The organism is Actinomadura xylanilytica (assembly GCF_030283145.1).
In the GTDB taxonomy this organism is placed as follows: Bacteria; Actinomycetota; Actinomycetes; order Streptosporangiales; family Streptosporangiaceae; genus Spirillospora; species Spirillospora xylanilytica.
In genome coordinates this window covers 1,305,132-1,319,694 of record NZ_JASNWE010000001.1, presented here as the reverse complement: position 1 = coordinate 1,319,694, position 14,563 = coordinate 1,305,132, and the positions used below count along the sequence as shown (strand labels likewise).

Here is a 14,563-nt window from a genome sequence, read left to right as displayed (position 1 = left end):
GTCCTGGCGCGTGGCCGAGAGAGTGATCGGGGAGGGGCCGGCGGACGAGGCCCCCACCGCTCGCCGGCGGTGGTTCCGCCGTCCGCGCCGCCTCCATCGGCCGCGCCCGCCGCTCGCCGCGCTGATCGTGGTGACGGCGGCCGTGTACGCCGCGTACTCGCTGATGCGCCTGCGGGCGTTTCGGACGACCAGCTACGACCTGGTCATCTTCGATCAGGGGGTCCGCTCGTACAGCGGGTTCGGCCTGCCGGTCGCGATGGTCAAGGGCGTGCACAACGGCTTCGGTCCCGGCTTCCCGATCCTCGGCGACCACTTCTCGCCCGCCCTCGCGCTGCTGGCGCCGCTCTACTGGATCCACGACGGGCCCGCCACGCTGCTCATCGCCCAGGCGGCGCTGTTCGCCCTGGCGATCGTCCCGATCTGGCGCTACACCGAACGCCGCCTCGGCGCGGGCGCCGCGTACTGCGCCGCCGGCGCCTACGCGCTGTCCTGGCCGGTCGCCGAGGCCCTGTCGTTCGACTTCCACGAGGTCGCGTTCGTCCCGCTGCTGTCGGCGCTGCTGGTGGAGCGGTACGACGCGGGCAGGCGCGGGCAGGCGGCGGTCGCCGCGGTGGCGCTGCTGCTGGTCAAGGAGGACATGGGGCTGCTGCTCGCCGGGTTCGGCCTCTTCCTGCTCGCCCGCCGCCCTCGGGGCGCGGGGGGAGTGCGCGCCTGGCCGCTGCGCGGCGACCGGCCCGCCGGGTTCGCCTGCCTGGCGGCCGGGCTGGTCGCGACCTGGGTGTGCTCACGGCTGATCATCGCGGCGTTCGGCGGTGACAACGACTACTACTGGGCCTACGGCTCGCTCGGGCCCGACCTGCCGAGTGCCGCCGCGCACGCCCTGACCCGCCCCTGGGACGTGGTGGCGACGCTCACCACGCCGCCGGGCAAGCTCGCCACGATGGCGCTGCTGGTGCTGCCGCTGCTGCTGCTGCCGCTGGCGTCCCCGCTGACGCTCACCGTCCTGCCGCTGCTGGCCGAGCGGATGCTGGCCAGCCGCTTCAGCAACTGGTGGGCGCCGAGCTACCACTACAACGCCTTCCTGATCGCGGTGCTGGTCCTCGCCGCGGTGGACGGGGCGGTCAGAGTCCGCGGCCTGATCGTGTCGCGGGCCCGGAGACGGACCGGGGAGCAGGCGCGGCGCTCGCGCGCGTCCCGCCAGGCGGTGCCCGGGTCGCGCCCGCGCCGGCACCGGCTGCCGGCGCCGCGGGTCGCGCCCGCCGCCGGGATGCTGACCGCCGGGATCGTCCTCGTGCCGTTCTTCGCGTTCAACGACCTGGCCGATCCGGCCCTCTGGAAGCAGAACCAGCGCGCGCGGGCCGCGGCGGCGGTGGCGGCCCGGGTGCCCGATGGGGTGCTGGTCGAGTCGGCCAACGGCGTCGGGCCCGCCCTCACCGGCCGCACCCGGGTACTGCTGTGGGACTGGGAGCCCCGGTACGCGCCGTGGGTCGTCGCGGACGTGGACCGGCTGGAGTTCCCGTTCACCTCGGTGGACGAGCAGCGCGCGCGGGTCGAGACGCTGATCGAGGCCGGATACCGGGAGGTCTTCCGCCGGTACGGCTACGTGCTGCTCCATCGGGACGCCCCCGATCCGTGGTGAGCGGAGTCCCACCCGCCTTTCCGGACGAGCCCGGCCTAACATGGACGATGTATAGCGTAAGGGTTGGTCATGGTGCCGGTCAGAAAGCACGACCGGTGCAATAGACCTACCTTTTTCGCGTTGTTTGCCTGATACTAGAAGAAAGTCGCGACGGCCGCGGCCCTCCAGCGCACCAGCGCAAACACACCCCGTGACCGCTGCCGGAACGGCGGGGCGGAGTTCCATGCGAGGTGATCAGTCACTCGGGCCGGGAGTACGCCGAACCGCACGCCGGGAATTCGTCCCGCGCGCCGCATCGCCCCCGGTGGGTAAATCCCTTGACCGCATTGTGGTCCGCGGGCCGAATTACCGCGGGGAGTCGTGACATGGCGGCGGCGAGAGACGACGCCCCCGTCCCACGCCATGAGACCTGCGGGAAGGCGTGGATCGCGGCGCTGCGGCACGTCTGGTCGGCCGGCGAGGCCGGCATGGCCGACGGCGGGCCCATCATCGAGGGCCCGCCGCTCTGCTTCGAGGTCACCTCGTTGAGCTGGGAGGACCCCCTCCTGCGCGACCACGGGGACCACGCCCGGATCGTGCACTGGGCCAAAGAGCGGACCCGGCGCACCGTGAACGGCGTGTACGGCACGCGGCTGCGCGACCTCCAGGGCGTCGACCAGCTCGGCTGGGTCACCGGTCTGCTGCGCGCCCGCCCGTGGACGACCAGCGCGTGGATCTCGCTGTTGGTGCCCGGCGAGAACGCCGAGGACGTGCCGTGCCTGGTCGCGCTCTCGTTCCGGATTCGCGGCTACCGGCTGATCATGACCGCGATGTTCCGGTCGCAGAACGTCCTGCGCGGCTACCTGTCCTACATCCCGCTGCGCGGCGTCCAGGTGGGGGTCGCCGAGGAGCTGGGGCTCCCGCCCGGACCTCTGCGGATCTTCGTCGACGTCCCGCACGTGGAGGTGGCCGACGCCGAGCACGTCGCCTCGGTCCTGGCCTCCGTGCCCGAGCCCAACGCGGCCTGACGCGCTGGGCCGGGCGCCCCCGGGCGCCGGGGCCGGACGGTCCGGTGGTGCCCGCTCCGGACGGTCCGGTCTTCGGCGTGCGGAGGGCCGGATGACCTGACAAAACGGGGAATGCCGGTGGGTGTCACCGCCGCCGCGAAGCGCCCGCCCCAACCGGGATAGACTCGCTCGGGGGCGAGGGCACGACGAGGTGACTCGCAACTTCGCTGCACATCACCCGCCGGAAACCGACTTTCAAAGGACTGTTCCTTGAGCAAGCCCGTCGTCCTCGTCGCAGAAGAGCTCTCACCGGCCGGCATCGCCGTCCTGGAGTCCGACTTCGAGGTCCGCCAGGTAGACGGCGCCGACCGCGCGCTGCTGCTGCCCGCCGTCGCCGACGTCGACGCCCTGATCGTCCGCAGCGCCACCAAGGTCACCGCCGAGGTGTTCCAGGCCGCCAAGAAGCTGCGCGTGGTGGCCCGCGCCGGCGTCGGCCTCGACAACGTCGACGTCGAGTCGGCCACCAAGGCCGGCGTCATGGTGGTCAACGCCCCGACGTCCAACATCGTCACCGCCGCCGAGCACGCCATCGCGCTGCTGCTGGCCACCGCCCGGAACGTGCCGCAGGGCCACGCCGCGCTCAAGCAGGGCGAGTGGAAGCGGTCCAAGTACACCGGCGTCGAGCTCCAGGGCAAGACCGTCGGCGTGCTCGGGCTCGGCCGCATCGGGGTGCTGGTCGCGCAGCGGCTCGCCGCGTTCGACATGAACGTGATCGCGTTCGACCCGTACGTGCAGGCCGCCCGCGCCGCGCAGCTCGGCGTGAAGCTCGTCACGCTCGACGAGCTGCTGCGCGAGAGCGACTTCATCACCGTGCACCTGCCCAAGACCCCCGAGACCCTCGGCCTCATCGGCGACCGCGAGCTGCACCTGGTCAAGCCGAACGTGCGCGTGATCAACGCCGCCCGCGGCGGGATCGTCGACGAGGAGGCGCTCGACCTCGCGCTCAAGGACGGCCGGGTCGCCGGCGCGGGCATCGACGTGTTCAGCTCCGAGCCCTGCACCGAGAGCCCGCTGTTCCACCACGACAACGTCGTGATCACCCCGCACCTCGGCGCCAGCACGCACGAGGCGCAGGAGAAGGCGGGCACCCAGGTGGCCCGCTCGGTCAAGCTGGCGCTGTCGGGCGAGTTCGTGCCCGACGCGGTCAACGTCCAGGGCGGCGCGGTCGCCGAGGACGTCAAGCCCGGCCTGCCGCTCGCCGAGAAGCTCGGCCGCATCTTCACCGCGCTCGCCGGCGGCGTGCCGGTCCGGCTCGACGTGGTGGTCCGCGGCGAGATCACCGGCCACGACGTCAAGGTGCTGGAGCTGGCCGCGCTCAAGGGCGTGTTCGTGGACGTGGTCGAAGAGGCGGTGACCTTCGTCAACGCGCCGCTGCTGGCCTCCGGCCGCGGCGTCGAGGTGACCCTCACCACCAGCGAGGACAGCCCCGACTGGCGCAACGTGGTGCAGGTGCGCGGCACGATGGCCGACGGCGCGGTGGTGTCGGTGTCCGGCACGCTCACCGGCCCGAAGCACACCGAGCGGATCATCGAGATCAACGGGTACGACATGGAGATCGTCCCGACCGCGCACATGGGCCTGTTCGCCTACACCGACCGTCCCGGCATCGTCGGCGCGGTCGGCAAGCTGCTCGGCGACGCCGGCATCAACATCGCCAGCATGCAGGTCGGCCGGGACGCCAAGGGCGGCAAGGCGCTGATCGCGCTCACCGTCGACTCGGCCGTCCCGCCGCAGCTGATCGACGCCATCGGCGCCGAGGTGGGCGCCGACATGGGCCGCCGGGTCGACCTGGAGGCCTGACCCCCGTCCGAGAGGCCGTGGTCCCCTTCGCGGGGCCACGGCCTTTTCGTTTCCGCAGGTGAGAGCGACTGATGTCTCATATCGTGAGAACATCCGCCACCGGTCGGGACACTTCGGGCGGGCGCGGGTACCGTGGTCGGAGGTCAGGTGTGAACCACGGTGGCCCGTGGCCATCCCCGCAGCCCAGCGACAGACGGAGCCCGCACATGAACGACGAGACCTTCACCGCGGCCGCCGACGACGCCCGGGAAGAGGCAGCCCGCGCCCTCCAGATCGCCCTCGACCGCCGTGACAACGGCGGCAGCCCGACCAAGTAGCGTCCGGAGGCTCGGTGCGGGTGGAGGGGGCCGAGGTCGCCCGGGTGCTGCGCGACGTGGCGCGGCTCGGCCCGTACTTCGAGGTCGTCACCGATCCGGCCGAAGAGGCCGATCCCACCTGGCGCCCGCTGCCCGAACGCGACACCGCGCGGCTCATCGGCCTGACCGACGCCTACGCCGAGCGGCTCGGTACCGGCGAGCGCCGGGTCGCGGCCTCGATCCTCTTCCAGGGCCTGGCGTCGCGCCTGTGGTCGCCCGTGGTCGCGGCGGCGGCCCAGGGCGTCGTCCCCGATCTGGGCGGGCTGCACTGGCGGTGGGCCCCCGGAGCGCCCATCGCGTTGTGGCTGAGGGATCCGGCCGGGCTGCGGACCGGCGACCCGGCCGGGCCGGTGCACCGCGAGGTCGTGGACGGGCAGCTCAGGCCGCTGCGCGAGACGATGCTGGGTTTCGTCCGGCTGGCCGACGGCCTGCTGTGGGGGAACGCGGCGTCCGCGCTGGCCGGCACGCTGCGGGTGGCCTCCGGCCGTCCCGGCATGGACGGCATGGACGGCCTGGTACGCGACCTGCTCGCCCGTGACCCCCTCACCGGTACGGGATCGTTCGACCACGGCGACTTCACCAGGCGGAGCTGCTGCCTCTACTACCGGGTGCCCCCGGAAGGCGGCCTGTGCGGCGACTGCGCGCTCAAGCGCCGCACGCCGGAGCCCGGCCCCGGAACCCTGAGTCCCGGGCAGTGAGTCCTGGCTCTTGAGTCGTGGGTCCTGGGCAGTGAGGGCCTGGCCTGGGGCCTGAGTGCCGGGGCGGATGCGGCGCGCCGGCGTCGCCGATGGCACGCCGCATCCGGTGAGGCGTCTCAGGCGCCCGCAGGCACCGGCTCCGCCGCGGACCGCGCGTTGCGCTGGAACGCACGTTCGGTGAGGTAGCCGAACAGCAGGCCGAGCGTGGCCCAGAGCACCAGCTGAACGCCGAACGAGGCGACCCGGAAGTCCCACAGCACGGTGGCGGGGAAGCCGTCCGCCACCGCGTCGGGCTTGGGCGTGATCCGGTAGAAGACGGCGATCACGACGGCGAAGCCCACCGCCGTGACGATCGTCGCGTTCCAGCCGCCGAGCCCCGGCGCCAGCCGGTGCCGGGCGATCACCGCGGCGGTGGTGGCGAGGACGCCCAGCAGCACCATCCCGAAGTAGAGGGCGGTGCGGCTGCCGATCGTCTCGGGGTCGCCGACCGCCGGCGGCGTCGCCGGGTACTTCAGGAACGGCACCAGCTCGACGGCCACGAACCCGGCCAGCGCCACCACGCCCGCCGTCGCGCGGGCGCCGAGTGCGCCGAGCCGTCCGTGCGCGAACGCGAAGGCGATCGAGAACAGCCCGCCCAGCGCGACGCCGTAGAAGGCCATCGCGGTGATCAGGCCGCCGGTGCGCTGCATCGTGCGGCCGACCACCTCGGCCTCGTGCCCCTCGTGCGCCGTGTGCGCCTTGGCCTCCTCGAACGCGATCGCGTGGCCGACCTGCGGTTCGCCGTAGAGCCAGGCGATCAGCAGTGCGATCGCCGCGGCGGCCAGTCCGGCGAGCATGCCGCGGACCAGCAGGGATCTCATCATGATCTGGTTCGCCCGCCCGTCAGTGGCAGGGGAAGCCGAGCAGGTGCCGGCCGTCGTGGGTGAACTCGTGCACCCACGTGCCGCCGAACAGGGAGGTGGCGCCCTGCTCGGCGCCGACGAGGTAGATGAGCACCGCGGCCAGCGCCACGGCGAAGACCGCCCAGGGCAGGACGTCGCGGACGGGGACGCGCATCGGCGCCGGGCGCGGCTCGGCCTGCTGCGCGGGAATGGCTGACTGGGCCATGTCGGGTCTCCTCACGGGGTGCACTCGCCCCGGTTACGGGAGGACGACGGGTCAGTGTCCTGACTCCCAGCGCACCGCCTCCGCGGACGCTCCGGCCGAGGTGGCCGTGGTCGTGCCGCGGGGAGGCTCCCTGGTCACAGTGGCGGGACCGTCCTGGAATCGCACCAGGTTCCTGCGCACCGTCGCCTCTATGTGAACTTGTCGACCAGAGCGTCCTCTTTGGGGCGTCTCACGTCAAGTGGGGATCCGCGGTGGGACGGCGGCCCGGCCCGGCCTCGTGTATCGAATGGTGAGACCAATGCTCAAACACTGAGACGTTTGCAGTACAGTGCGCGCATGGCTTCCCGCAGCATCCGCCTGGCGGTCATCCCCGGCGACGGTATCGGTCCTGAGGTCGTCACCGAAGGGCTGAAGGTCCTCGACGCCGTCGCGCCCGTGAGCGACCTCGCCTTCGAGCGCACCTCCTACGATCTCGGCGCCGCCCGCTGGCACCGCACCGGCGAGACGCTCCCCGACTCGGTCCTGGAGGAGCTGCGCGGCCAGGACGTCATCCTGCTCGGCGCCGTCGGCGACCCGTCCGTGCCGAGCGGCGTCCTCGAGCGCGGGCTGCTGCTGCGCACCCGGTTCGAGCTCGACCACTACGTCAACCTGCGCCCGGTGAAGCTGTTCCCGGGCGTCGCGACGCCGCTGGCCGGGGTGGCCCCGGGCGACATCGACATGGTCGTCGTCCGCGAGGGCACCGAGGGCCCCTACACCGGCGTCGGCGGCGTGCTGCGCAAGGGCACCCGGCACGAGGTCGCCACGCAGGAGAGCGTCAACACCGCCTTCGGCGTCGAGCGGGTCGTCCGGTACGCGTTCGAGCAGGCCGCCGCCCGGCCGCGGCACAAGCTCACGCTCGTCCACAAGGACAACGTCCTCACCTTCGCGGGCGACCTCTACCAGCGCACCCTCAAGCGGGTCGCCGAGGAGTACCCGCAGGTCGCCACCGACTACCTCCACGTCGACGCGGCCACGATGTTCTTCGTCTCCCAGCCGCAGCGCTTCGACGTGGTGGTCACCGACAACCTGTTCGGCGACATCATCACCGACATCGGCGCCGCGATCGCCGGCGGCATCGGGCTGGCCGCCTCCGGCAACGTCAACCCCGACGGCACCGCCCCCTCGATGTTCGAGCCGGTGCACGGCAGTGCGCCCGACATCGCCGGCCAGGGCAAGGCCGACCCCACCGCCACGATCCTCTCGGCCGCCATGCTCCTGGACCATCTCGGCGCCACCGCCGCCGCCCGCCGCGTCGAGGAGGCGGTCTCCGCCGACCTCGCCGAGCGCGCCGCCCTCGGCACCCGCTCCACCGCACAGGTCGGCGACGCGATCGCCAAGCGAGTATCCGGCTAGGGGCGCGCCTCTCCGACCGGTAGGACGATTCCGGGCGCGCCTCAGCGGCGCGCCCGGTTTTCCGTGTGCGCGCCGCGAGTGTGAGGGCAGGGCCAGACGAGTACGACAATAAGGACTAAGGAATGCCGTGCGGCTACGGGGCCGCCCCGGCGATCCGCGAGAGGATCCTCACGATGAGCACGACCCTGGACTTCGATCTCCGGCCCTCCGAGCGGCGGACGCCGGCCGCCGAGCGGGAGGCCGTGCTGGCCGACCCCGGGTGGGGCCAGTACTTCACCGACCACATGGTCACCATCCGCTACTCGGCCGAGAGCGGCTGGCACGACGCACGGCTCGAGCCGTACGCGCCGCTCGCGATGGACCCGGCCAGCCAGGTCTTCCACTACGCCCAGGAGCTGTTCGAGGGGCTGAAGGCCTACCGGCAGGCCGACGGGTCGATCGTGACCTTCCGCCCGTACATGAACGCGGCCCGGATGAACCGCTCGGCGCGGCGGATGGCGATGCCCGAGATCCCCGAGCAGCTCTTCGTGGACGCGCTGGAGGTGCTGGTCCGCGCCGACCGCGACTGGGTGCCGGACACCCAGGGCCACAGCCTCTACCTGCGGCCCTTCATGATCGCCACGACCCGGGCCCTCGGCGTCAACCGGCCGGCGCAGGAGTACCTGTTCGTCGTGATCGCCTCGCCGTCGGGCAACTACTACTCGGGCGGGATCAAGCCCGTCTCGGTGTGGCTCTCGCGGGACTACACCCGCGCGGCGCCGGGCGGCACCGGCGAGGCCAAGTTCGGCGGCAACTACGCTGCCTCGTTCGCCGGCCAGGCCGAGGCCGTCGAGCAGGGCTGCGACCAGGTCGTCTGGCTCGACGCGGTGGAGCACCGCTGGGTCGAGGAGGTCGGCTCGATGAACCTGATGTTCGTCTACGGCTCCGGCCCGGACGCCCGGCTGCTCACCCCGGCGCTCACCGGCACGCTGCTGCCCGGGATCACCCGCGACTCCATGCTCAGGCTCGCGCCCGATCTCGGCATCTCCGCCGAGGAGGGCAAGATCAGCATCGAGGAGTGGCAGGCCGGCTGCGAGTCGGGGCAGATCACCGAGGTCTTCGGCTGCGGCACCGCCGCGATCATCAGCCCGGTCGGCCACGTCAAGGGCACCGACCGCGCCTGGTCGATCGGCGACGGCGAGCCCGGCGAGGTCTCGATGCGGCTGCGCGAAGAGCTGATCGGCATCCAGTACGGCAGCCGGCCGGACCCGTACGGCTGGGTGCACGGGATCGCCTGAGCCCCGTCCGCCCGTCCGCCCGTCCGCCGTCCGCTTTTCGGGAGGCCCGGGGGCCCGTGCCCGCCACGGCGCACCGGGCCTCCGGGACGGCTCTCGTCTCGCCATGTGGGACGCCGTGTCCTGTCACTGGACCGGGTATGGCAGAATGGGAACCATCATGCGCCACAGCCTCGTCATTATCGGCTGGCGCGCCGGCATCTAACGGGACACCGCCGGCGCGCAGACCTCTCACGTCCGTGAGGGGTCTTTTTTGTGTCCCGGCGCCGAAACACCCATCCCTTGAAGGGGTCGCACCATGCACGGCGACGGATTCCACGTCTACGACACCACGCTGCGAGACGGGTCCCAGCAGGAGGGGCTCAACCTCACGGTCGCCGACAAGCTCGTCGTCGCGCGGCACCTCGACGACCTCGGCGTCGGCTTCATCGAGGGCGGCTGGCCCGGCGCCAACCCCAAGGACACCGAATTCTTCAGGCGGGCCCGGACCGAGCTCGACCTGAGGAACGCGCAGCTCACCGCGTTCGGCGCGACCCGCCGAGCCGGTGTGCGGGCCGCCGACGACCCCCAGGTGGCCGCCCTGCGCGACTCCGGCGCGCCCGTCGTGACCCTGGTCGCCAAGAGTCACGACCGGCACGTCGAACTGGCCCTCCGCACGACCCTGGAGGAGAACCTCGCGATGATCCGCGACACGGTCTCCCACCTGCGCGCGGAGGGCCAGCGGGTGTTCCTGGACGCCGAGCACTTTTTCGACGGCTACCTGGCCAACCGGGCGTACGCGCTGGAGGTCGTCCGGACCGCCGCCGAGGCCGGCGCCGACGTCGTCGCGCTCTGCGACACCAACGGCGGGATGCTGCCGGACGAGCTCGCGGACGTCGTGCACGAGGTGGTCTCGGTGGGCGCCCGTGTCGGCATCCACTGCCACGACGACTCCGGCTGCGCTGTCGCCAACAGCCTCGCCGCCGTCCGGGCCGGCGCCACCCACGTCCAGGGCTGCGCCAACGGCTACGGCGAGCGCAGCGGCAACGCCAACCTGTTCACCCTGGTCGGGAACCTCCAGCTCAAGCGGGGGATGCGGCTGGTCAGCGACGGCCAGCTCGCCGAGATGACCCGGATCGCGCACGCGGTCTCGGAGGTCACCAACGTCGCGCCGGCCTCCCAGCAGCCCTACGTCGGCGTGTCGGCGTTCGCGCACAAGGCCGGGCTGCACGCCTCGGCGATCAAGGTCGACCCGGACCTGTACCAGCACATCGACCCGGCCGCGGTCGGCAACGACATGCGGATGCTGGTCTCCAGCATGGCCGGCCGCGCCTCGGTCGAGCTGAAGGGCCGCGAGCTCGGCTACGACCTGTCGGGGGAGAAGGCCAAGGCCGTCGTCGCCCGGGTCAAGGAGCTGGAGTCCACCGGCTACACCTTCGAGGCGGCCGACGCCTCGTTCGAGCTGCTGCTCCGTGAGGAGCTCACCGGCGTCCGGCAGCGCCACTTCGAGATCGAGTCGTGGCGGTCCATCGTGGAGCGCCGCCCGGACGGCTCCATGGTCAGCGAGGCGACGGTGAAGCTGCGCGCCAAGGGCGAGCGGATCATCGCCACCGGCGAGGGCAACGGTCCGGTCAACGCCCTGGACAACGCGCTGCGCTCCGCGCTCGGCCGGCTCTACCCCGAGCTCGCCCGGCTGGAGCTGGTCGACTACAAGGTGCGGATCCTGGAGGGCACGCACGGCACCGGCGCCCGCACCCGGGTGCTCATCGAGTCCGGCGACGGCGTGCGCGAGTGGGGCACGGTCGGCGTCGAGGACAACGTCATCGCCGCCTCCTGGCAGGCGCTGGAGGAGGCCGTCACGTACTGCCTGCTCCACGCCGGCTACGAGGCCGGCTGACCGTCGGGGGAATCACCCTCGTCCGGCGGGCATTACAGGGGGCATGAGCAAAGAGATCAGCGACGACGCCGACCGGAGCCGCTACGAGATCCGGGTGGACGGCGCACTGGCCGGCTTCGCCGAGTACCGGCGGCAAGAGGGAGAGATCGTGTTCACCCACACCGAGGTGGACTCGGCCTTCGAGGGGAAGGGCGTCGGCGGGGCGCTGGCCAGGGGAGCGCTGGACGACGTCCGGGCCAAGGGCCTGAACGCCGTCCCGCTCTGCCCGTTCATCAAGGGCTGGATCGAACGGCACCCCGACTACGCGGACCTGGTGGCCTGATTCCCGGTCAGCCGCCGGCGGGCTTGGGCGCGGCGCTCTCGACGACCTCGAAGCTCCACAGCTCGGACGCGCCGGCGGCCGGACCGCTCCCGCCGTGCCCGTGCCCCTGCCCCTGCCCGGCGCCCTCCTTGGCGGCGTCGGCGTGGCCCTTCCGGAACGACTGGCTCTCGGTCCAGCGCTGGAAGTCGTCCTCGCTGCGCCAGCGGGTGTAGACGAGGTAGCGGTCGGTGCCCTCCACGGGGCGCAGCAGCTCGAACCCCTCGAACCCGTCGGCGGACTCCACCAGCCCCGCCCGGCCGGCGAAGCGCCGCTCGAGCTCCGTACGCATCTCGGCGCTCACGGTCAGGACATTGATCTTCACTACGGACACGCTCGGCTCCTCTGGTCTGGTCTCGCCCACGGTATCGGCCCGGCCGGATCCCGCCCCGATCCGGCGCCGCGGCGGATCACCGCAGCACACGTTGAAATTTGCACTGAAATTGACTGAAAGGGTGGCGTACGGTGCGTTTGCCGGTCACGATGTACGGGCACGGTCGGACGTTCCGCCCGTGCGCCCCCCGCCACCGACGACCGGAGTGATCCCCATGCCTGTCCGACCCTGGAGCCCCGAGGACCTTGGGCGTCCCACGGACGGGTCGTGGGCCGACGTCGCGTTCGGGCTGGGCGAGATGTACGAGCGCGAGGGCGACCTCGAACAGGCCGCCGACTGGTTCCGCCGCGCGGCCGAATCGGACCGCGCCGACGCCGCGCTGCGGCTCGGCGGCGTCCTCGGCCGCCTCGCCGACGCCCGCCGCGGCCTGCCGGACGACACCGCCGAGGAGCTGCTGGCCGAGGCCACCCGCTGGCTCAGCGGGGCCAACGGCGCCACCACGCCCGACGCCATCGAGCTCATCACCGACATGCTCAACCGGCACCAGAGGCAGGCGGCGCGGCGCGGCCTGGAACCCGCTCCCGCGGGCTGAGCCGACCCACCCGAACCGAACCGTTCCGCCCGTCATCGAACAATGAGGACGGCGCACGGTGGAGGGTGACGAGTTGAGCGGCAGAGACTCCGGGTACGTACCCCCGGACCACATGACCACGGCGGACTTCGCGATCCCGGGCGGCCCGGCGCAGGACACGGCCGCAGATCCCGAGACGACCGCGCAGGACGTCGTCCCCGTCGACGAGGTGGACGACGATCCGCCGCCGTCCGGGCCGGCGGCCGGGCCCCCCGCCGGCAGCCCTGAAGACGAGATCGTTCCGCCGGAGCCCCCAGAGGCGCCCGCCCCCGAGGAGGCGCCCGCCCCTGCGGAGGTGCCCGAGCCGGCGCTTGTCAAGGCGCCCGCGCCCGCCGAGGTACCCGTGTCCGCGGAGGCGGCCCCGGCCCCGGCGTCCGTTGAGGTTTCGGAGCCTGCCGAGGTTCCGGAGTCCCCGGAGGCACCGGTGGCCGTTTCGTCCAACGGTGGCGCGGTGAACGCGGCGGCTCAGTTCGCGCCGCCGCCCGCAGGGCCCCCGGCCGGTGGCGGGCCTGCGGTGCAGTCCACGATGGGCGCAGGGGCCGTTTCGAGGCCGTCCGGGGCAGGACGTCCGAAGGTGCTGGTCGCGCTCGTCGTGGCCGTTCTCGTCCTGTCGGTCGGAGCGCTGGTGGTCGTGCTGGTGGGCGGGGGCGACTCCGAGCCCAAGGAGGCCGCGCGGCCCGCATCGCCTTCCGCGGCACCCCAGAGCCCGACGGCGCCCGCGGCGCCCGGGAAGCCAGGGGAGCCACGAGAACCCGCGAAGCCCGGGGCTCCGACGGGCCCGCAGACACCCGTGTCGCCGGAGGACCCGGCGGCCGGGGGGACGCCCCCGGCGGGGGAGGCGCCCTCCGGACCGCGGCAGTCCGGTCCGCCGGCCGGTGCCGTGGTCGACGGCGACGGGATCACCTACCAGCTCATGCAGAAGGACGAGGGCTACTTCGAGGGCAGGCTCGTCATCACCAACCAGGGTGCCGCGCCCATGGAGAGCTGGGAGATCACCTTCGAGGCGCCCGACGCCGACGTCCGGAACGTCTGGGGCGGGCAGCTCGACAGCGGCGGCGAGCAGGTGCGGATCAGCAGCCTCGGCACCGCCGCGCCGATCCCGGCCGGAGGGACCTGGGAGGTCCGGTTCGGCGCCGCCGGCACGGCGGGCGACCCGCGCGGCTGCCGGATCGGCGGGCGGCCCTGCGGGTTCTGACCCCGGGATGCCGTGGCCCGGGGCCGTACTAGGCTTCCCAGCATGCGTATCGCGAGGTTCTCCACCGATGAGGGCATGTCCTTCGGGGTGGTCGAAGAGAACACCATCGCCGCCGTCGCGGCGCATCCATTCGGCGAGCTGACCTTCACCGGGCGGCGCTACCCGCTCGACGACGTCCGGCTGCTGGCGCCGATCCTGCCGAGCAAGGTCATCGCGATCGGCAAGAACTACGCCGATCACGCGCGCGAGATGGGCGGCGAGCCGCCGGCCGAGCCGATCATCTTCAGCAAGCCGTCGACGGCGGTGATCGGCCCGCGCGAGACGATCGCCTACCCGCAGAGGCTGTCACAGCGCGTCGATTTCGAGGGCGAGCTGGCCGTGGTGATCGGCCGGATGGTCCGCGAGATCCCCGCCGCCCGCGCGGCCGAGGCGATCCTCGGCTACACCTGCGCCAACGACGTCACCGCCCGGGACCTCCAGGAGAGGGACGGGCAGTGGGCCCGGGCCAAGGGCTTCGACACGTTCTGCCCGCTGGGCCCGTGGATCGAGACCGAGGTCGACCCGTCCGATTTGGCGATCTCCACCTCGGTCAACGGCGAGGTCCGGCAGGACGCCCGGACGTCCCAGCTCCTGCACGGGATCCCCGAGCTCGTCGAGTACGTCAGCCAGGTCATGACGCTGCTGCCCGGCGACGTCATCCTGACCGGCACCCCGGCCGGCGTGGGGCCGCTGGAGATCGGCGACGAGGTGACGGTGTCCGTCGAGGGCGTCGGCGACCTCACCAACCGGGTCGTCGCCCGCGACTGAACGCGCTGTTGTCGTACGGCGTCCCTAGGGTGGTCCTCCGGGGACGCCGT

At 72.6% G+C, this 14,563-nt stretch carries 14 protein-coding genes and 1 riboswitch; of the genes, 11 read left to right on the top strand and 3 right to left on the bottom strand.

Features of this window, described 5'->3' with window-relative positions:
- The first annotated feature begins 10 nt into the window (after positions 1-10).
- From QP090_RS06180 to QP090_RS06165, 4 genes are all read left to right on the top strand, one after another.
- Positions 11-1,639: a DUF2079 domain-containing protein gene (locus QP090_RS06180; RefSeq protein WP_285937511.1), complete on the top strand. Its 1,629-nt coding sequence runs from the start codon at positions 11-13 to the stop codon at positions 1,637-1,639.
- A 365-nt stretch (positions 1,640-2,004) separates the two neighbouring features.
- Positions 2,005-2,646 carry a thymidylate synthase family protein gene (locus QP090_RS06175; RefSeq protein WP_285937510.1) on the top strand — a complete coding sequence of 214 codons (642 nt, stop codon included), beginning with the start codon at positions 2,005-2,007 and terminating at the stop codon, positions 2,644-2,646.
- Positions 2,647-2,895: 249 nt separating this feature from the next.
- Complete coding sequence (serA, locus tag QP090_RS06170; RefSeq protein ID WP_285937509.1) at positions 2,896-4,485, top strand: phosphoglycerate dehydrogenase; 1,590 nt, start codon at positions 2,896-2,898, stop codon at positions 4,483-4,485.
- A 331-nt stretch (positions 4,486-4,816) separates the two neighbouring features.
- Positions 4,817-5,539, top strand: coding sequence for a (2Fe-2S)-binding protein (locus tag QP090_RS06165; protein WP_285937508.1), 723 nt, complete (start codon positions 4,817-4,819; stop codon positions 5,537-5,539).
- Between the two features lie 116 nt (positions 5,540-5,655).
- Here QP090_RS06165 and QP090_RS06160 read toward each other — a convergent pair whose 3' ends face one another.
- Entirely contained in the window at positions 5,656-6,402 is a 747-nt protein-coding gene (locus tag QP090_RS06160; protein ID WP_285937507.1) for a CbtA family protein, read from the bottom strand.
- A gap of 19 nt (positions 6,403-6,421) precedes the next feature.
- Positions 6,422-6,646, bottom strand: a complete 225-nt coding sequence (locus QP090_RS06155; protein WP_285937506.1) for a CbtB domain-containing protein — start codon at positions 6,644-6,646, stop codon at positions 6,422-6,424.
- Between the two features lie 32 nt (positions 6,647-6,678).
- A riboswitch (cobalamin riboswitch) is annotated at positions 6,679-6,863 on the bottom strand.
- A gap of 119 nt (positions 6,864-6,982) precedes the next feature.
- Here QP090_RS06155 and QP090_RS06150 point away from each other — a divergent pair.
- The 4 genes from QP090_RS06150 to QP090_RS06135 all read left to right on the top strand — a co-directional run bounded on the left by QP090_RS06150 (position 6,983) and on the right by QP090_RS06135 (position 11,510).
- Positions 6,983-8,038 carry a 3-isopropylmalate dehydrogenase gene (locus tag QP090_RS06150; RefSeq protein ID WP_285937505.1) on the top strand — a complete coding sequence of 352 codons (1,056 nt, stop codon included), beginning with the start codon at positions 6,983-6,985 and terminating at the stop codon, positions 8,036-8,038.
- Positions 8,039-8,211: 173 nt separating this feature from the next.
- Complete coding sequence (locus QP090_RS06145; RefSeq protein ID WP_285937504.1) at positions 8,212-9,315, top strand: branched-chain amino acid aminotransferase; 1,104 nt, start codon at positions 8,212-8,214, stop codon at positions 9,313-9,315.
- 295 nt (positions 9,316-9,610) lie between these two features.
- On the top strand, positions 9,611-11,188 hold the full coding sequence (gene cimA, locus QP090_RS06140) for a citramalate synthase (protein ID WP_285937503.1): 1,578 nt from the start codon (positions 9,611-9,613) through the stop codon (positions 11,186-11,188).
- Positions 11,189-11,231: 43 nt separating this feature from the next.
- Positions 11,232-11,510: a GNAT family N-acetyltransferase gene (locus tag QP090_RS06135; RefSeq protein WP_285937502.1), complete on the top strand. Its 279-nt coding sequence runs from the start codon at positions 11,232-11,234 to the stop codon at positions 11,508-11,510.
- A gap of 7 nt (positions 11,511-11,517) precedes the next feature.
- Here the strand turns inward: QP090_RS06135 and QP090_RS06130 are convergent, their stop codons facing one another.
- Positions 11,518-11,880: an antibiotic biosynthesis monooxygenase family protein gene (locus QP090_RS06130; protein ID WP_285937500.1), complete on the bottom strand. Its 363-nt coding sequence runs from the start codon at positions 11,878-11,880 to the stop codon at positions 11,518-11,520.
- A gap of 214 nt (positions 11,881-12,094) precedes the next feature.
- Between QP090_RS06130 and QP090_RS06125 the strand changes: the two genes are divergently transcribed.
- The 3 genes from QP090_RS06125 to QP090_RS06115 all read left to right on the top strand — a co-directional run bounded on the left by QP090_RS06125 (position 12,095) and on the right by QP090_RS06115 (position 14,513).
- On the top strand, positions 12,095-12,472 hold the full coding sequence (locus QP090_RS06125) for a tetratricopeptide repeat protein (RefSeq protein ID WP_285937499.1): 378 nt from the start codon (positions 12,095-12,097) through the stop codon (positions 12,470-12,472).
- Between the two features lie 112 nt (positions 12,473-12,584).
- A complete protein-coding gene (locus QP090_RS06120; RefSeq protein ID WP_285937497.1) occupies positions 12,585-13,706 on the top strand; it encodes a cellulose binding domain-containing protein in 1,122 nt (373 codons plus the stop codon).
- A gap of 42 nt (positions 13,707-13,748) precedes the next feature.
- On the top strand, positions 13,749-14,513 hold the full coding sequence (locus QP090_RS06115) for a fumarylacetoacetate hydrolase family protein (protein ID WP_285937496.1): 765 nt from the start codon (positions 13,749-13,751) through the stop codon (positions 14,511-14,513).
- The last annotated feature ends 50 nt before the right edge of the window (positions 14,514-14,563 follow it).